Annotated in this window: 20 protein-coding genes; 11 read left to right on the top strand and 9 right to left on the bottom strand. The window is 39.9% G+C overall.

Translation table 11 applies throughout. The features are described from left to right. Window positions 1-23: 23 nt before the first annotated feature. Together atpD and M2369_RS06215 are read left to right on the top strand one after the other, a co-directional pair. Window positions 24-1445 (top strand): F0F1 ATP synthase subunit beta, encoded by a 1422-nt coding sequence (gene atpD / locus M2369_RS06220; RefSeq protein ID WP_008343395.1) that lies wholly within the window; start codon window positions 24-26, stop codon window positions 1443-1445. Window positions 1446-1469: 24 nt separating this feature from the next. Continuing rightward, entirely contained in the window at window positions 1470-1865 is a 396-nt protein-coding gene (locus M2369_RS06215) for a F0F1 ATP synthase subunit epsilon (protein ID WP_008343393.1), read from the top strand. 42 nt (window positions 1866-1907) lie between these two features. Here the strand turns inward: M2369_RS06215 and M2369_RS06210 are convergent, their stop codons facing one another. Continuing rightward, window positions 1908-2384, bottom strand: a complete 477-nt coding sequence (locus M2369_RS06210) for a hypothetical protein (RefSeq protein WP_041507899.1) — start codon at window positions 2382-2384, stop codon at window positions 1908-1910. Window positions 2385-2554: 170 nt separating this feature from the next. Here M2369_RS06210 and M2369_RS06205 point away from each other — a divergent pair, with 170 nt between their 5' ends. The 6 genes from M2369_RS06205 (at window position 2555) to M2369_RS06180 (ending at window position 8046) form a co-directional block, all read left to right on the top strand. Continuing rightward, a complete protein-coding gene (locus M2369_RS06205; RefSeq protein WP_025208130.1) occupies window positions 2555-2785 on the top strand; it encodes a DUF1146 family protein in 231 nt (76 codons plus the stop codon). A 128-nt stretch (window positions 2786-2913) separates the two neighbouring features. After that, window positions 2914-3648, top strand: a complete 735-nt coding sequence (locus tag M2369_RS06200) for a YwmB family TATA-box binding protein (RefSeq protein ID WP_035389789.1) — start codon at window positions 2914-2916, stop codon at window positions 3646-3648. A 32-nt stretch (window positions 3649-3680) separates the two neighbouring features. Further along, window positions 3681-4988 (top strand): UDP-N-acetylglucosamine 1-carboxyvinyltransferase, encoded by a 1308-nt coding sequence (gene murA / locus M2369_RS06195; protein ID WP_007497616.1) that lies wholly within the window; start codon window positions 3681-3683, stop codon window positions 4986-4988. A 256-nt stretch (window positions 4989-5244) separates the two neighbouring features. After that, complete coding sequence (gene spoIID / locus M2369_RS06190; RefSeq protein ID WP_008343381.1) at window positions 5245-6267, top strand: stage II sporulation protein D; 1023 nt, start codon at window positions 5245-5247, stop codon at window positions 6265-6267. A gap of 324 nt (window positions 6268-6591) precedes the next feature. Continuing rightward, window positions 6592-7290: a VWA domain-containing protein gene (locus M2369_RS06185; protein WP_008343379.1), complete on the top strand. Its 699-nt coding sequence runs from the start codon at window positions 6592-6594 to the stop codon at window positions 7288-7290. Between the two features lie 81 nt (window positions 7291-7371). Beyond that, window positions 7372-8046, top strand: a complete 675-nt coding sequence (locus M2369_RS06180; RefSeq protein ID WP_025208129.1) for a VWA domain-containing protein — start codon at window positions 7372-7374, stop codon at window positions 8044-8046. 51 nt (window positions 8047-8097) lie between these two features. Here M2369_RS06180 and M2369_RS06175 read toward each other — a convergent pair whose 3' ends face one another. After that, a complete protein-coding gene (locus M2369_RS06175) occupies window positions 8098-10446 on the bottom strand; it encodes an FdhF/YdeP family oxidoreductase (RefSeq protein ID WP_041507898.1) in 2349 nt (782 codons plus the stop codon). Between the two features lie 82 nt (window positions 10447-10528). Continuing rightward, window positions 10529-11794 carry an L-lactate MFS transporter gene (locus M2369_RS06170; RefSeq protein WP_041507897.1) on the bottom strand — a complete coding sequence of 422 codons (1266 nt, stop codon included), beginning with the start codon at window positions 11792-11794 and terminating at the stop codon, window positions 10529-10531. 134 nt (window positions 11795-11928) lie between these two features. Here M2369_RS06170 and fdhD point away from each other — a divergent pair, with 134 nt between their 5' ends. Further along, window positions 11929-12717 carry a formate dehydrogenase accessory sulfurtransferase FdhD gene (gene fdhD / locus M2369_RS06165; protein ID WP_041507896.1) on the top strand — a complete coding sequence of 263 codons (789 nt, stop codon included), beginning with the start codon at window positions 11929-11931 and terminating at the stop codon, window positions 12715-12717. Window positions 12718-12727: 10 nt separating this feature from the next. Continuing rightward, on the top strand, window positions 12728-13735 hold the full coding sequence (gene moaA, locus M2369_RS06160) for a GTP 3',8-cyclase MoaA (RefSeq protein ID WP_017360030.1): 1008 nt from the start codon (window positions 12728-12730) through the stop codon (window positions 13733-13735). 254 nt (window positions 13736-13989) lie between these two features. Here the strand turns inward: moaA and rpsN are convergent, their stop codons facing one another. The 5 genes from rpsN to M2369_RS06135 all read right to left on the bottom strand — a co-directional run bounded on the left by rpsN (window position 13990) and on the right by M2369_RS06135 (window position 16991). Beyond that, on the bottom strand, window positions 13990-14259 hold the full coding sequence (gene rpsN, locus M2369_RS06155) for a 30S ribosomal protein S14 (RefSeq protein ID WP_008343369.1): 270 nt from the start codon (window positions 14257-14259) through the stop codon (window positions 13990-13992). 16 nt (window positions 14260-14275) lie between these two features. Beyond that, window positions 14276-15472: a GTP-binding protein gene (locus M2369_RS06150; protein ID WP_041507895.1), complete on the bottom strand. Its 1197-nt coding sequence runs from the start codon at window positions 15470-15472 to the stop codon at window positions 14276-14278. An 80-nt stretch (window positions 15473-15552) separates the two neighbouring features. Further along, window positions 15553-15702, bottom strand: a complete 150-nt coding sequence (gene rpmG, locus M2369_RS06145; RefSeq protein WP_003214771.1) for a 50S ribosomal protein L33 — start codon at window positions 15700-15702, stop codon at window positions 15553-15555. A 140-nt stretch (window positions 15703-15842) separates the two neighbouring features. After that, window positions 15843-16265, bottom strand: coding sequence for a DUF5362 family protein (locus tag M2369_RS06140; RefSeq protein ID WP_007497598.1), 423 nt, complete (start codon window positions 16263-16265; stop codon window positions 15843-15845). 228 nt (window positions 16266-16493) lie between these two features. Further along, window positions 16494-16991: a GNAT family N-acetyltransferase gene (locus tag M2369_RS06135; RefSeq protein WP_008343345.1), complete on the bottom strand. Its 498-nt coding sequence runs from the start codon at window positions 16989-16991 to the stop codon at window positions 16494-16496. A gap of 127 nt (window positions 16992-17118) precedes the next feature. Here M2369_RS06135 and spoIIQ point away from each other — a divergent pair, with 127 nt between their 5' ends. Continuing rightward, window positions 17119-18015: a stage II sporulation protein SpoIIQ gene (gene spoIIQ / locus M2369_RS06130; RefSeq protein WP_041507894.1), complete on the top strand. Its 897-nt coding sequence runs from the start codon at window positions 17119-17121 to the stop codon at window positions 18013-18015. An 85-nt stretch (window positions 18016-18100) separates the two neighbouring features. Here spoIIQ and M2369_RS06125 read toward each other — a convergent pair whose 3' ends face one another. After that, the gene (locus tag M2369_RS06125; protein WP_007497589.1) at window positions 18101-18448 is read right to left on the bottom strand and encodes a P-II family nitrogen regulator; all 348 of its coding nucleotides are present in this window, start codon (window positions 18446-18448) and stop codon (window positions 18101-18103) included. Window positions 18449-18454 lie beyond the last annotated feature (6 nt).

Genomic DNA, 18454 nt, shown 5'->3' with positions numbered 1-18454 from the left:
AATAATTGTCAGGAGGGAATGCAATGAAAACAGGACGCATCAGTCAGATCATGGGACCAGTCGTAGACGTTCGTTTTGAAGACGGTCACTTGCCTGAGATTTATAATGCGATCAAAGTTTCGCATAAAGCGGAAAGCGAAAGTGAAGTTGATATCGACTTAACTTTAGAAGTAGCACTACATTTAGGTGATGATACAGTGAGAACCATCGCAATGGCATCAACAGACGGTGTGAAGCGCGGTATGGAAGCTGTAGACCTTGGAAAACCAATTTCAGTACCAGTTGGTAACGTAACACTTGGACGTGTATTCAACGTACTGGGAGATAACATTGACTTAGATGAGCCACTTGGTGTGGAAGCGCAAAGAGACCCAATCCACAGACAAGCGCCTTCTTTTGATCAACTTTCTACAGAAGTTGAAATTCTTGAAACAGGTATCAAAGTTGTTGACCTTCTTGCTCCTTACATCAAAGGTGGAAAGATCGGTCTATTCGGTGGAGCCGGTGTTGGTAAAACCGTTCTGATTCAAGAATTGATCAACAACATCGCACAAGAACACGGCGGTATTTCTGTATTCGCTGGTGTTGGAGAGCGTACACGTGAAGGAAATGACCTTTACTACGAAATGAAAGATTCTGGCGTTATTGAAAAAACAGCGATGGTCTTCGGCCAAATGAACGAGCCACCAGGTGCACGTATGCGTGTAGCTCTAACTGGTTTGACAATGGCAGAGCATTTCCGTGATGAACAAGGTCAAGACGTATTGTTCTTCATCGATAACATCTATCGTTTTACACAAGCAGGTTCTGAAGTATCAGCCCTTCTTGGACGTATGCCTTCAGCGGTAGGTTATCAGCCAACTCTTGCAACAGAAATGGGTCAGCTTCAAGAGCGTATCACGTCTACAAACGTAGGATCGGTTACATCGATTCAAGCGATCTATGTACCTGCGGATGACTATACAGATCCAGCTCCAGCTACAACGTTCGCTCACCTTGATGCAACGACAAACCTTGAGCGTAAGTTGACAGAGATGGGGATTTACCCAGCGGTAGATCCACTTGCTTCAACATCTCGTGCCCTTGCACCTGAGATTGTTGGCGAAGAGCATTATGCGATCGCGCGTGAAGTTCAGCAAACATTGCAGCGTTATAAAGAATTGCAAGATATCATTGCCATTTTAGGTATGGATGAATTATCTGAGGACGATAAGCTTGTGGTACACAGAGCTCGTCGTGTTCAATTCTTCCTATCTCAAAACTTCCACGTAGCAGAACAGTTCACTGGCCAAAAAGGTTCTTATGTGCCATTGCAAGAAACTGTTAAAGGCTTCAAGGAAATCTTATCTGGTAAATACGATCACCTTCCAGAAGATGCATTCCGCTTAGTCGGCCGCATTGAAGAAGTGGTTGAAAAAGCCAAAGAGATGGGTGTAGAGGCCTAATCTGGTCCTTAGGAGGGTAAAAGCATGAAGACCGTTCAAGTCAATATCGTTACTCCCGACGGCCCAGTGTATGAAGCGGATGTGGAAATGGTCAGTGTAAGAGCAGAAAGCGGTGAGCTTGGGATTTTAGCTGGCCACGTTCCAATGGTTGCTCCGCTAAAAATCGGTGCAGTTCGCTTAAAACATAGTGGATCAACTGAATTGGTTGCAGTAAGCGGTGGATTTGTTGAAGTTCGCCCCGAAAAAGTAACCATTCTTGCTCAGGCTGCTGAAACATCAGACAAAGTTGATGTCGATCGTGCAAAATCAGCGAAACAGCGTGCTGAAGAGCATTTGAACCACCCGAATGAAAGTGATGTACGCAGGGCGGAACTCGCATTAAAACGGGCATTAAACCGTTTAAATGTAGCAGGGAAATAAAACAGAAAATCCTTCTTATCACAGTGATAAGAAGGATTTTTTTTAGGATGACATGAGAGATTGATACATCGACACATAAGGATGAGATGCTTGCTTTTCTAGATATAACTGCTCGCAAAATTGCGTACTGCAATGCCATGTTTTATTATTTCTGCGTAAGCCAAGGGTATATTGGTGCGAAGAGTCCATATAAGACCGCACGACCCAATCAGCATCTGAATGATGACGGATGACAACTTCTCCTAAATACACACTCATCATCGCTTCTAATGCATCTATTGGCATTTTCCACTCAGCAAAAAGCTGCTGACGGAAGGCATCGAAGTATAATGACTCTAACTGATAAAGGCTTTCCTCTGAGTAATCCAAAGAAATGTTATGAAAATGACACAATTGTGCTAATTCTTCTAGCTGTGTCTGTCTATAATCAAAGTAGAAAGCAATGGCTTCCCATTCATGTTCAAATGAGGGAACCAGTTCTCCGTACAAATCAACAAAGTCAGGAAAAGAATCTTTCAAATATGATCAGCTCCTTCCACCGCAGTATATCATCTCCTTCGCATCAGAATAAGAGGGGATTCACTCTAAATGTAGCTCTTTTTTCCAAATGATTCATCTTTCCGATTTTGAAGGATATAATGAAAGGGAGTTTTCCTTTACAGAAATCAATAAAAGGAGGATTCAAGTGTATGGAAGACGTAGGACAACAAGCAATTGTTAGTATTGTGATCCACCTATTTTTTATTGCCATTACGTGGTGGGCATTGCTTGCGGTGAATATCGATCCACTGATTAAAAAAGGAAAAATTATTCAAGCTAGATTGCTCATGATGCTGATCACGATTGCTATTGCATCGGCAGTCAGCAATTTCTTCCTTGATTATTTAAATTTCTCCAGACAAATCCCTTATATGTTTTAACATAAAAGGTTTGGTCACTGCCTTCTGCGGGAACGTAAAAAGAAGTGTCAAAAATATGGCCTTTGATGACTTTTCCACGTATGCATTGATCTCCTTGCGGCAACACTTGTAGCAAGGGGGAATGACAAGTGAGAAAGTGTTTAAAAGGTTGGCCATTATTTGCATTTATTCTTTTTTTTGTTCTGATGATTCAAGGTGTTCGGGCGGAAGAAACATCGACGCTCGCTCAAATAGCAGAAGGTATGAAAAACCAGCAAATCGAAGTAAGTGGATGGACGCTTCATGCCAAAACAAATATAGACATTTCATCCGAACAATTTTCAAAAAAAGTGAAACGTTTGAAAGACGAACTACGACAGTATGAGTGGACCGAAAAAAAAGAGAAACATGTCACCAAAGTCACAGGAATTTACAAAGATGAAAAAAATGATACATTATCGAAAATTTTACTCGTGAAGACCGACACAAAATCAAACCAAAAGTCGTATTTATTATATGAGCAAAAAGGTGCTCGCCCACTGAATACCTGGGAGCATACATATGATCAGTTCGTACGTCATGCAAAAAGCATATTACAAGAAAAATTTGTGATTTTTACTTGTCTCGATGGTCATGTAAATGGTATGATGGATGTTGTTTTGCAAAAAAAAGCTGAAATGATAGCAAATGAATTTCAAGCAAAACCTGTTGAGTATCTCGTTGAGTCTAATTTTGTGTCGCTTTCCGCTTACACAGAGAAGTGGGAACAGTTCATTATGACTTCAAATGATAAAATGAATGTTCAAATTGCCATCAGAAGTTCGGAAATGAACGAAAATCATACGATTACGGTTGGCACACCAATCGTAACGACTGAATATTAATATAGAGAATTTGGGACGCGGAGGGGAAGACCTTGGAAAAAATCATCGTCCGCGGCGGTCAAAAGTTAAACGGCACAGTTAAAGTAGAAGGCGCAAAAAATGCCGTTTTACCAGTTATCGCTGCATCTTTGTTAGCAAGTACAGAAAAAAGCGTAATTTGTGATGTACCTACGCTCTCCGATGTATATACAATCAATGAAGTGTTACGTCATTTAGGAGCAGAAGTACATTTTGAAAATAACGAAGTATCAGTAGATGCATCTCATGCACTAGAAACTGAGGCTCCGTTTGAGTACGTCCGTAAAATGAGAGCATCTGTGCTCGTCATGGGACCACTTTTAGCTAGAACAGGTCATGCAAGAGTTGCATTACCTGGTGGTTGTGCGATTGGTTCAAGACCAATTGATCAGCATTTAAAAGGCTTTGAAGCAATGGGAGCTAAAATTCAAGTAGGTAATGGTTTCATCGAGGCTGAAGTAAATGGCCGTTTAAAAGGTGCAAAAATCTATTTGGATTTCCCAAGTGTAGGGGCAACTGAAAACATCATCATGGCAGCAGCATTGGCTGAAGGAACGACGATTTTAGAAAACGTAGCAAAAGAACCTGAAATTGTTGATTTGGCAAACTACATCAATGCCATGGGCGGTAAGGTTCGCGGTGCTGGAACTGGTACAATTAAAATCGAAGGTGTAGAAACACTTCACGGTGCAAAACACAACATCATCCCTGACCGAATTGAAGCTGGTACGTTTATGGTGGCAGCAGCCATTACTGAAGGAAATGTTCTTGTAAAAGGCGCTGTGCCTGAGCACATGACTTCACTTGTGGCGAAAATGGAAGAAATGGGTATTCAGATCATTGAAGAAGAAGAAGGTTTAAGAGTCATTGGACCATCTGAGCTCAAGCCAATCGATCTAAAAACAATGCCGCATCCTGGTTTCCCGACGGATATGCAATCTCAGATGATGGCGCTATTGCTTCGTGCGAACGGAACAAGCATGATCACAGAAACTGTGTTTGAAAATCGTTTTATGCATGCTGAAGAATTCCGCCGCATGAATGGTGATATTAAAATTGAGGGTCGCTCTGTGATAATCAATGGACCTGTTCAACTTCAAGGTGCTGAAGTGGCAGCGACTGATTTAAGAGCAGGAGCAGCACTTGTACTTGCTGGATTAGTGGCAGAAGGTCATACACGTGTCACTGAATTGAAGCATATTGACCGTGGATATGTGAACTTCCACCAAAAACTAGCAGCAATCGGTGCAGACATTGAAAGAGTAAATGATGAATCAGCAGATGTGACACAAGAACAAGTTGTATCAGATCTAAACGCATAATCATAAAAGAAATCAGTGTGTCCATTTGGGCATGCTGATTTTTTTTAGAATCATAGACTGGTTGCATTTTCAAAAGCTTATCATTAGTGTATCCAATCATTTTAAATTTTATTCATACAGACGAACAGTAAATCAAATGATGAAGAGCACAAACATATCACCAAAAGACTTGTCCAATGAATGAAAGAAGCTGTCATATTAGCTTGTCCTTGCCCATAGGATAAAAGAGATTCAATGACAAATGGGGGCAGCCAATATGAAACCAATGATATGGACAATCGCAGGAATTTGCATCATCATTTTAATGATTCCAACCTTACTCGTGTTGCCGACGTTCCAAGGAAAACCAGCAGCCAGCCAACACGTAGCAGCAGAACCATCAGTTAAAAAAGAAGTGAAAGGTTCAGTCAAATTGAAACAATCACCCGTCTCCATTCCCGTCTACCGTTCAGCGCATCAGCAGGTAGAAAACATCCCCTTAGAAGAGTATGTGATCGGTGTCGTCGCTTCTGAAATGCCAGCCGATTTTGAAATAGAGGCGCTCAAGGCACAAGCACTCGCCGCTAGAACGTATATCGTCAGACAAATGATCATTGATAAAACCGTCAAATCTCCACAGGGTTCTCTTGTAGATGACACCCAAATGTTCCAAGTGTACAAAAATAAACAGGAACTGAAGAAAATTTGGGGAAAAGCGTACAATTGGAAATTAAAAAAGGTCACAGAAGCGGTCGCCAGTACACAAGGGAAAGTACTGACGTATGACGAAAAACCAATTGATGCTTCCTTCTTTTCAACAAGTAATGGGAAAACCGAAAATGCAGAAGCTTATTGGAAAAATGAAATCCCTTATTTGAAAAGCGTCTCAAGCAAATGGGACGAAAAATCACCCAAATTCCAAAACAAGAAAACCATCACAGTGAGCGAATTTCAGCAAAAACTGGGTGTGACCCTTGGCCAGCAGCAGGTGGGAGAAATTGTAGAACGAACACCAGGCAATCAAGTAGCCAAAGCCGTCATTAACGGAAAAACATTGTCGGGCAGAGACATTCGCGAATCACTAGGATTGCACTCTGCAGACTTTACATGGGAACGAAAGGGTCAGCAAATCGTGATTACGACAAAAGGGTATGGCCATGGTGTGGGCATGAGTCAGTATGGTGCACATTATATGGCACAGTCAGGCAAAAAAGTAGAGGCGATCGTGAAACATTATTATCAAGGGATAAAAATTGAATCAGCTGATCGCTTTCTGAACACATATATGGCTAAGAAATAAAAGCAAAGGTGCCTCAAAATGGGGGCATCTTTTTTTATGTGTGAAGAGGTATGAACAGAATGTGACAAATTGCGACTTAAGGCGCACCTCAGGAAATCTTAAACATTTACATCCCGACAAGAACCGATGGCCGATACAAAGCCCCTCGAAAGAATGAGAAAACGAGGGTGACAAAAGAGTCGTTAGGTGAATATATCTAGACATCTGACAGAATTTTAGTGATTTTGATGAAAGAGAAAAAGGGATCGAGTCCTATACCATTCCAAGACAGAATATTTTACGATTAAGATGTTTCAATCAAATACATAAGGAGGAAGGAAAAGCATGTTGAAAAAAGTATTTACACTCGTAACCTTAGCTGTATTGACATTATCAATGTCAATCTCTTCACCAGTATTTGCAGAAGCAGCATCAGCCAAAAAACATAAGAAAGATGTAAGAGTGACGATCTTACTTGATGCAAGTGGAAGTATGGCAAGAAAAGTGGATGGAGAGCGCAAATTCGATTTAGCAAAACAAGAGGTATTTAAATTTGCTCAGTCTCTTCCGAAAGATGCTAAAATCCGTATGAGCTTGTTTGGGTCTGAAGGAAACAACAAAAACTCAGGTAAAGCCCAATCATGTGAAGTCATTAGAGGCGTTTATGGCGTTCAGCCTTATGAAAAGGATAGTTTCGAAAACTCTCTAAACGGTCTTGGACCAAATGGCTGGACACCGATTGCACGTGCTCTTGAAAGTGCAAAGCAAGCGGATAAGCAGCTTCATAAGGGAACAAAACACATTGTGTACTTAATTACTGATGGTGAAGAAACTTGTGGTGGAGATCCAGTGAAAGTAGCGAAAGAGCTTCATAACTCAAAAGGATCTACTGTAGTCAATGTGATTGGATTAGACTTTAACGATGGCTATGAAGGTCAATTGAAGCAAGTAGCTAAAGCTGGTAAAGGTCATTACTACCAAGCAAGCACAGGGAAAGAAATGGGTTCTATCCTTACAGCAGAATCATTAAAACTACACGAATAACTTGCTGAAGAAAAGGGAAACGATTGATTGATGCTTTCGTTTCTCTTTTTCTGTACAAATGAAAAAAAGGGAGATTTTTTAATGAAAAGAAATATTATATTAACCATTTTAGCGAGTCTTGTTCTGCTTCTTTCTTCACCAGCTCATGCTGTAACGAAAAAGGAGCCTGCTCATGTGGTGATTTTACTTGATTTAAGCGGAAGCATGGCACAATCGGTTGAAGGCGAAAAGAAAATCGATATCGCAAAACGCTCGATCCAAAGTTTCGCAAGTATTTTATCAGAAGATACACAAGTCTTGCTTCGTGTTTTTGGTCATGAAGGAACGAATAAAAATGCAGGAAAAGCCGTTTCTTGTGCAAGTTCCGAAGCAGTTTATGGATTTGGAACATATGAGCAAGCAACCTTTCAACAAGCGCTAAATGTGTATGGTCCAACAGGCTGGACACCACTTGCCAAAGCATTAACTGATACGAAACAAGATTTTGAAGATCACCAAGCTAAAGGAAAAAATATTGTCTATGTTGTCAGCGATGGTGAGGAAACATGTGGCGGAAGCCCATCACAAGCAGCGAAGCAATTACATGAAGAAGGTATTGACACAATCGTCAATATCATTGGCTTCGATGTAAATGAAAAAGAAGCAAAAAGTCTAAAATCTGTTGCCAAAGCTGGTGGTGGACAATATCAACCAGCAGCAAATGCAGAAGAATTGAATCATATTCTTCAAAAAGAAGCGAACTCTTTTGGTCAATAGGATGTGAATAGACAGCTGGGGAGAAACCCCCAGCTGTTTTTTCATAAAGGATCAATTTAAAGTCGTTTCCAATTCATCAATCCGTTTCTCCACGTAGTGCTGATCTTTTCTTGCATGAAAGGTTTCGGCTTTTTCTAATATCGCGGTGGTATTGTATTCTGGAATCTGGGAATAGCTTTCGTAAACTCCTTTTGGTATTAACACGTTTCCTTCAGGCCAATAAACTGCGATATTTCCACGTTTCAGCTCTCCGAATTGAGCAACTCCTTGGTAGGATCCATATTGATTAAAAAGGACAACGGGATCGCCTTCTTGGACGTAAAGCTCTTTCGCATCTTCTTCATTCATCAAGATAGAATGCCGCTTTCCACCATTAAAGGCATCCTTTTCACTGTAAATCATAGAGTTGAATTGCTTGCCTCGTCTTGTCGTGATATTGAAATGCCCCTCAGTTTTTCGGTATTGAGGCAGCTGTGCTGGGAGCAGGTGTCCTTTTCCATCCGGTGTTGGACACACCCCATCTTCGCAAAGCCATGCGCCACCCCATTGAAAGACATCCCCTTTATGACGCAAATGCTGGATCCCATCATAGTTTCGATTTGCGATGGCAATCTCACGGCGAATGTCTTCAGCATGGTCAAAATGAATCAGCTTCGCGTCTTCTGGGCGAACCCTTTTTGCTAGGTCAATATAAATGTCCCATTCAGCTCTAGCTTCTTCAATGCGAGGTCCTTCAATTTCCGGACTGAAATACACCATGCGTTCCGTACTGGTTGATGTACCGCCGCCTGGCTGTTCATATCTTGTCATTGCAGGCAGAACAATCACAGTCTCTTCTGCTTCTACCAGTGTAGAGGTGTTCAAAATAATATCTTGATGGACACGGAGTTCAAGTTCGGATAGTGCTTTTTCAATCGCTTCTGGATTTGGCATCGTTTCTAAAAAGTTTCCACCGCTAGTAAACAGCATCTTCAGCTTTTGCGGGTGTTCTTTTGGAAGAGCCATTTTTTCAAATGATTGCCCAATCGTGTCACCATGCCATTTTGGAATATCAAATCCCCATATCTTCTCGATTCTTTTAATATTCTCTTCATCAAAATCACTGCCGGGCAATACGAATGGATCAGCACCCATTTCGCCTGAACCTTGGACACCGCTATGGCCACGAATAGGCATAACGCCACAATGTTTTCTGCCAATAAATCCGCGTAACATGGCAAGGTTTGCGACTTGTGATATATTATCAGTTGCAAAGCGATGCTGAGTGAGACCCATACTCCAAATAAATACCCCTGAATTGGCATTGGCAAGCAGTACAGCGAATTCCTTCATTCTTTCTTTAGATAAGCCTGACGATGCTTCGAGATCCGACCATTTTAACTGAGTGACATGCTGCTTTACATCTTTTATACCGGTTGTATGCGCTTGGATAAATTCATGGTCAAGAGCGGAATGGGGCGCTTGTTCCTCCATATCAAACCAATGTTTGATGACACCATTCATAAACGCAATATCGCCGCCTATATTGACTTGATAAAAATCATCCGCTATTTTTGTGCCGAATAAAGCACTTTCTGGGATAGAAGGGACCCAATATTTTTCCATTGCAGGTTCTTTATATGGATTGATGACAATGATTTTGGTTCCTTTCTTTTTAGCGGCGTACATATATTTAGTCGAAACCGGCTGGTTGTTTGCTGCAACAGAGCCCCAAAATATCAATACATCTGTTCCAATCCAATCACTGTAATTACAGCTGGATGCACCTATACCAAGGGAGCGTTTAAGAGCGGTTTTGCTTGGTGAATGGCAAATACGAGAAGCATTATCGATATGATTTGTTCCAATAAATCGCGCAGCTTTCGCCGCAGTATAGTACACTTCATTTGTAATCCCTCTAGCCGTTAAATAGAAAGCAAGCTGACGTTTATCAATCGATTTGATTTTAGCGGCGATTTTATCTAATGCACTATCCCAAGAAATGCGTGTAAAGGCATTCTCACCTTTTTTTCGAATCAGGGGATAAGGAATACGCCCAAGTTTTCGAAGAGACGTGCTATCCATTTGTTTGAGCCGCTCAATATCTTCGAACCATTTTGGATCAATAGCTGGCATTGTGTTAAGCCGTAACACATTCAGTCTTGTAGTGCATATATGGGGTCCTGCTAGTGTTTGATCGTATAAACCTGATACACCAAGAGCACAGCCGTCACAAACGCCCTGAGTCAATATACGGTACGCATAGGGGAGATTATCTTTGTTCTCCCATGCCACTTTCATCGTGTCTCGAATGTGTTTCGGTTTTACTTTTCCGAGCCCCATAGGAGCAAAAGAGGCCCATAGCTTTGGTGAGGGTTTTTTGTTGAGTTTAATAGGCCCCTTGTGTTTTGTTTTTCCCATGATATCGTCACCCTCCTATCATTTTGTAAAGCGTTTTCATATCTAAAAATTACCTGTAGATTGTCATTCTGTCAAATTCATATTAAAAGCGGACCGTGACAGAAGAAGGAGCAGTAAGATTTGATTCACGAAGTTGTTTAATATCCTTCCGAATGAGAAGAGATATGATAAACGCAATGAAAAATAGGCCAGAGAAGACCATAAGACTTTGTGTGTAATTGCCTGTAATGTCACGAATAAAGGAGGAAAATAAAGGTCCTGCTAAACCAGCAGCGGCCCAAGCGGTGAGAATATAACCGTGTATGGCTCCTAGCTGCTTCGTACCAAATAAATCTCCTATATAGGCTGGAATTGAAGCAAACCCTCCTCCGTAGCACGTATAAATGATCGCCATCACGATTGAAAAGATGAGCGGTTCTTTTAAGTAGGGAAGTAAGGGAAAAGCAATGAGCTGTATAGTAAAGAAAATCGTATACGTATTTGGCCTTCCGATATAATCAGAGAAGGATGCCCATCCGATCCGTCCTAGCCCATTAAAAGCACCTAAAATTCCAACAAGAGTAGCTGCTGCACCCGCCGTGAAACCAACACTTTCTTGAGCAAGCGGTGATGCTACAGAAATAATAGCAATTCCGCATGTGATATTAATAAAGAGCATGACCCACAAATAATAAAAACGCCGTGTTTTAATGGCTTCATTTGCGGTGAGCTGTGATAAATCTTGAGGAATTTTCCTTTGGCTTGTTTTTAGCACGTTAAATTGTTTGACATCATCAGGTGTTGGTGGTGATAAATAAAGAGATGAAACGACCATGATGATAAAATAAGAGATTCCGAGAATATAGAAGGTATTTGCAATATCAACTTTTTCAATGAGAAATTGAATAATGGGACTGCAAATCAGAGAAGCAAATCCAAAACCCATAATGGCTAAACCCGTTGCGAGTCCTCTTCGATCTGGAAACCATTTGACTAATGTTGATACTGGAGCAATATAGCCTACACCTAATCCGATTCCAGCGAGTACACCATAAAATAAATAGAGGAGAGGTAATGAAGACATGTGGACAGCAAATCCTGATCCAGTCATCCCAATGCCGAAGAAAATAGCTGAGAAGAGCCCTGATGCCCTCGGCCCATACTTTTCAACGAAATGCCCCATAAAGGCAGCTGATAAACCTAAAAATAAAATAGCGATGCTAAATGTCAGGCTTATTTCTGTTAATGACCATTGAAAGGTTTGATGTAAAGGATTCGTAAAAACACTCCATGCATAAACAGATCCGATAGATAAATGAATCCCCACAGCACTTGTAGCGATCAGCCAACGATTTTTTGTTTTATTCATTGTGTTCCCTCCATATAAAGCAAACAAAAAGTTTGATAAGATAGAAATATGTTACATTTCTATGACTTTTTAAAATAATATCACAATTCGTCTGGTTCATATAACTAAATTTGTGTTGAAAGGAAGATCAGATCATGAATCCTTCTGTTAAAACGAAACGACGCATACACCAATATGGCAAAGGTCAAATGACATGTAAAACAGATGAAGTTGTAGAAGAATTCCCTTTAACCGTGCTGGTGAATGGTGAAGAGTTTGTCACACTCGTTTGTTCACCAGATCATTTGAAAGAATTGGTGATCGGTTTTTTAGCTTCAGAAGGAGTCATTCGATTTGAAAAAGAGATTAAAAGGTTTACAATAGATGAAAGTATGGGTTTTGCATATGTTGACTTACATCACACAACTCAGTTCCAATCCTCAGATTTTACAAAACGAGTGATCGGATCTTGCTGTGGGAAAGGAAGACATTTTTATTTTCTCCAAGATGTGAAGACGGCAAAAACAGCCATTGACCGAATCAGTATTTCTGCTGAAACTTGTATTCATTTAATGAAATGTTTACAGGAGGAAAGTCAGTTATTTCAACATACTGGTGGTGTCCATAATGCTGGACTGTGTGATACAGAAAAGCTATTCATCACTAGGACGGATATAGGACGGCATAATGCGTTGGATAAAATCTATGGATATTGTTTACTTCATAAAATCCCACTGAGAGATAAAATCCTTGTGTTTAGCGGCCGGATATCATCTGAAGTTCTGTTGAAGGCAGCAAAATTAGGAGTATCAATCGTCATATCAAAATCAGCTCCTACTGAGTTAGCACTTAAAATGGCAGAAGAATTAAATATAACAACAGTTGGATTCGTAAGAGGAGAATCTTTTAATATCTATACTCATCATCAGCGTATTACAGAATAGGAGGCTAAGTATGGTCAGTATTTTGGATAAAAGACATCGACCATTGCGCGATTTAAGAATATCCGTAACAGATCGCTGTAATTTTAGATGTACGTACTGTATGCCTGCTGAAATCTTTGGACCAGATTATCCTTTTTTAGATAAAGAAGAGCTGCTTAGCTTCGAGGAAATTGAACGACTTGCTGCGCTTTTTGCAAAGGAATTAGGTGTGGTGAAATTACGTATTACAGGCGGTGAACCTTTAATGCGTAAAGATTTGCCCGTTTTGATAGAAAAACTCGCAAAAATTCCAGGTATCGAAGACATCGCGATGACAACCAATGGAACGCTGTTACCTTTGTACGCAGATAAGCTAAAGAAAGCAGGTCTGAATAGAGTCACCATTAGTTTAGATTCTTTAAATCCAGATCGTTTTAAGCAGATGAATGGAAGACACATTTCTATCCAAAAAGTATTTGATGGGATAGAGGCTGCAAAAAAAGCTGGACTTGCTATTAAGATCAATATGGTTGTCCAAAAAGGTGTGAATGATCAAGATATCTTACCAATGGCAGCCTATTTTAAAAAAGAAGGACACATTCTACGATTTATTGAATTCATGGATGTTGGCAATACGAACAAATGGAATCTCAAGCATGTATTGACGAAAAAAGAGATTATGGAGCTAATTCATTCAAAATACCCTATCAAACCAGAACCTCCTCGATATCAAGGGGAAGTAGCCAAGCGTTATTTTTATGAGGATGGGTCAGGAGAGATTGGCATTATTTCTTCCGTTTCAGATGCTTTTTGTGGATCGTGTAATAGAGCTAGACTATCTGCACGTGGCGAATTATTCACCTGTCTTTTTGCATCATCGGGTTTTGATCTGAGACGATTCATCCGTAATTCAGAAAATGATGAATACCTAGTGAACATATTGAAGGAACTTTGGTCAAACAGACAGGATCAATATTCAGCTGAGAGAGAGCAAAAGAAAGATCAGAAAAAAGTTGAGATGTCCTACATCGGTGGGTAATGACAACAAAGTATCATGATCATCGATTTTTGAAAAGAAGAGAAAATGCTATAATCACTGTTGAAAATCTTCTTTTAACATCAGGATAATCTTTCCTATAAGGCTCGGTCCCATAAAAAAACAGCAGAGATTCTGCTGTTTTTTAAAATGCTATTTTGTACCTCAAAATTGACGGAGTAAGGATGAAAAAGAGATTTTTATTCATTTTGAACTACTTTACATTGACAGGAACTATGCTAAGATCAAATCAATCTTTACCAACTCGATTTTTTCACTCCTGGAATCTGTCCTTTATAGGCAAGCTCACGAAAAGCAATTCGAGACATTTTAAATTTTCTCAAGTAACCTCTAGGACGGCCAGTTAATTCACAGCGGTTTTTTAAGCGAGTGGGTGAAGAGTCTCTAGGTAGTTTCTGCAAAGCTTCATAGTCACCTTTTTCTTTTAGCTCTTTCCTTAATTGTGCATATTTCAAAACGAGCTGCTGCCGCTTTTTTTCTTTTGCTATTTTTGATTTCTTTGCCATTTAAAACCCTCCTGGTTTAAGTGTGTATGTTCCATTGAAAGGGGTCTTCAAACGTTGTCCAATCTTGATCAAATTCTTCAGGTGTGAGTAAGCATTGATCTAGTGTACGAATAATATCTGCTTTAGGTAAATCTACACCGATAAAGACAAGTTTTGTATGTCGATCACCAAACTCTGCATCCCACTCATCTAGAATGTCTGGTTCCTGATTTAAGATCCGTGATCGTTCTTGCTCAGGCAAGGCAGCAATCCAGTATGCGATTGGTTCAATTGCCACAGATTTTCCGGCTTGTGAAATTAAAATGGTTAAATCATGATGTGTCGCTAGCCATGTAAATCCTTTCGCTCGAACGATTTGCTCTGGCATTTGATCTAACCATGCATTCAGTCTGCCAGTATGAAAAGGAAGCCTTCTTTCATAAACAAAAGATGAGATTTGGTATTCTTCTGTTTCAGGCGTATGCTGAGAGTGTCCAGCATTAATTTCTTTGATCCAGCCCGCAGAAGCACTAGATTTTTCAAAATCGAATAAACCAGTATTCAAAATATCACTAGGCTGTACATTACCTTTAGAGGTTCTAATAATGGTTGCTTCTGGTTGAAGTTTGGTTAACACGTGCTCAAGCCGATCTAGTTCTGATGCTGATACAAGATCACATTTGTTGATAATGAGCACATCACAAAATTCAATTTGATCAATAAGTAAATCGGAAATCTCTCGTTCATCATCATCTGAAACTGCTTCTTTACGATCCAATAAACTTTCTCCTGACTGGAAATCTGTCCAGAAACGGTTTGCATCTACCACCGTTACCATCGTGTCTAATCTGCAAAAACGTGTCAAATCTATGCCCATTTCTTCATCAATGTAAGAGAAAGTTTGAGCGACAGGAATTGGTTCACTAATACCTGTAGATTCAATGACAATATAATCGATATTCCCAGCCTTACAAAGGCGTTCTACTTCAATTAATAAATCTTCTCTCAATGTGCAACAAATACAACCATTAGATAGTTCAACCAGTTTCTCATCTGATCGAGAGAGTTCGCCGCCTTGCTTAACTAATTCCGCATCAATGTTTATTTCACTCATGTCATTGACAATAACAGCTACTTTTAGCCCTTTACGATTCTGAAGAACATGATTTAATATCGTGGTTTTTCCAGCTCCTAAAAAGCCGCTTAGAACTGTGACAGGTATTCTTTTATCCATTTGTTTTAGTCCTTTTGAACATGCTCATTTTGTATGCCGCCTCACTTATATAGTAATGATTACGATTTAGATCTTAAAAATTATTTTGTTTCCCGATGAAGGGTGTATTTCTTTAATCGTGGAGAATATTTTTTTAACTCCAATCGGTCTGGGTTCGTTCGTTTATTTTTTGTAGTGATATAGTTTCTGTCACCTGTTTCAGTACAGGCTAAGGTGATTTTCACGCGCATAATTGCTATAATCCTCCTTTATTTCGTAATGATTACGATTTGTATTTTAAAATGATAAAGGCTGATTGTCAAGTTTAGTATCAAGTCTATGCCAACTCAAATAAAAAAGGGGTATCGTATTTCATTGATACCCCTTTCTATTAATAAAAGTCACCAAGTTCTTCTTCGTAATAATCTTCGTACTGTTGGACATCGGTAGGGAGTTCTTGGAGAAAGGCTAGTCCGCCTAGTATAAACATCAAAACAATCGCGATGAATGAGAGAATAACGGCGGCAATACTTGAAATCGCAAACAGTGTTTGCATTTTCATCATCTTAGCATATTGTTCCAATAATTCTTCGTAAGAAGTATCAGGCGCTTGAATCAATTGTTCAGCTGCTTTCACGGATTTTTGGACATGAATTCCCATCATAATCAGAAAAACGCCAATGGCAGCAGGAAGAACAAGCCAAAACCCACTGAGGATGGATAGACCACCTGAAATATAGAGAAAGATGCTCCCAACCTTTCCCCACTTTGTTATTGAATGAAGAGATTGAATGATTTTCTCAGTTTGTTGCAATTGTGTTCACTCCTTTATGTACTCATTCTTTATCATACTGGAGCATGTAGTACTTTAGGAAGAGTGAATGTTGATCAATTGATTTTTTTTCATCATTTATTTACTTTTTATGATAATTAAATGATTTTCGAACTATCAATCTGAAAAGAAGACAAAGGACTAAATTAAAGTTCAATTTAGCCCTTTGTCAACAATCTAAAGCGTCTCTTTCTTCAAGAGACGCTCCGTTTATAACTCTTTTCCTAAAATATCTAAGTCGTACCGGTTGCCGTCCATTTCTGCGATGCGTGGCAAATGTCCCCAAGTCTCAAAGCCGTGCTTCTTAAATAATTTGATGCTGGCTTCATTGTGGCCGAAAATAAAGGCAAGTAACGTTCGGATGCCTAATGAGGGTGCCAATTCGAGCGCCTCTTGTAAGAACAATGATCCTAAACCTTTTCCTCGATAGTTTTGGTTCAAATAAATACTCATTTCAACAGTACCGTTGTATGCAGGTCTGCCGTAAAACGTTTCAAAACTGAGCCAGCCGTAGATATTTCCTTCCTCATCTGTTTTCACATAGAGAGGACGTTTCTCTGAATGATTCAAAAACCACTGACGGCGGTCTTCTACCGTAACAGGTTCTGTATCGGCCGTTACTTCTCTTGAAGCAATCGTTGAATTGTAGATATCGACGATCTCTTTGAGGTCATCTTCTGTTGCCATGCGGTTGAAAGTCTTCACCATATGTACCCCCATCTTTTTTCATTCATCATACATATTATTGATACGATTGCGCAAAATAAAAAGAAAAATAATTTCGTGTGTATATATTTTTTGAAAAGTGTTCAGAATGTTGCTGAGGTGATGAAAAATGAGAGAGGAAGAAAAGAAACGTACTTCCAAAATCACAAAAGTTCAGCAATTTTTCCGTAAGCGCTGGGTATTCCCTGCTATTTACTTGGTCAGCGCAGCGGTCGTGTTAACAGCCGTTCTTTGGTATCAAGCTGTATCGAAAGATGTGAAAGACCAACTATCTGATGGAAATCAAACAGGACAAGAACAACGTGATGATGCCGTTGAAGTTGGAAAGCCAATTGAAAATGTCGCTATGCCGGTCCAGAATTCTGAGAATGTTTCTGTCGTGAAAAAGTTCTATGAAGCAGATGCTGATCAAAAAGAAAAAGAAGCAGCACTTGTAAACTATAATAACACCTATACCTTAAGCAAAGGTATTGATCTTGCAGATAAAGATGGCAAAGTGTTTGATGTCACAGCTGCTCTTAGTGGAACAGTCGTTCAGGCGAAAAAAGATCCAGTTCTCGGTCACGTTGTTGAAATTGAACATGAAGATGGATTGTCTACTGTTTATCAATCGTTGTCTCAAGTGAGTGTAAAAGAAGGCGATGAAGTAAAGCAGAATGATGTCATCGGTGCTTCTGGTAAGAATCTATATGGTGCTGAAAGCGGCAACCATGTTCACTTTGAAATTCGTATGGAAGGTTTAGCGCTTAATCCACTTAGCTTCATTGATAAGCCTGTTTCTTCCATTGAAAAAGCAGCGCAAGAAGTGACGGAAGAAGCAAAAGAACCTGCTCAGCCAAAGGTTGATGAAAAAATGAAGGAACCTGCTGCTGACGATAAGGCAAAAGAGCCAGCTGAAGAAAAATCTGAAGATAAGTCTGATGAGAAGGGGAAATCCTCTGATCAAGAAAAGTCTTCTGATTCCTCTAAAGACCGCAGTCAGTCAGAAGAAACAAAACAATCTTAATGTCATGTCAGATCCTCTGTGTAGATAAATGCACAGAGGTTTTTTTCTGTCTTTAAAAAAACCTCCGCCATATGGCGGAGGGATGCTATAAGGCGGCAGGTCCTTCTTCACCTGTCCGAATGTTGATTGTATTTTCTATCTCATATATAAAAATCTTCCCATCCCCTGGTTCGCCTGTACGCAGTACTTTCTGTGCTGTTTCCACGACCTGTTCAACAGGTACTTTGCTTAAGACGATTTCAATCTTTAAACGTTCGTACACATTGCTTTCCTTTTTGACGCCACGGTATAGTTCCGTATGTCCCTTTTGTAATCCGCAGCCGTGCACATTGGAAAAGGTAATCGAGGTGACACCAATCTTTCCAAGCTCCACCTTTAATGTTTCAAAATTAGCTGGACGTGTGACAATCTCCACTTTATACATTTTGCTCATAGAGAC

The sequence above is a fragment of the Bacillus sp. JUb11 genome (assembly GCF_024807925.1).
GTDB lineage: Bacteria > Bacillota > Bacilli > Bacillales > Bacillaceae > Bacillus > Bacillus altitudinis.
This window is presented reverse-complemented; position numbering and strand designations above follow the sequence as displayed.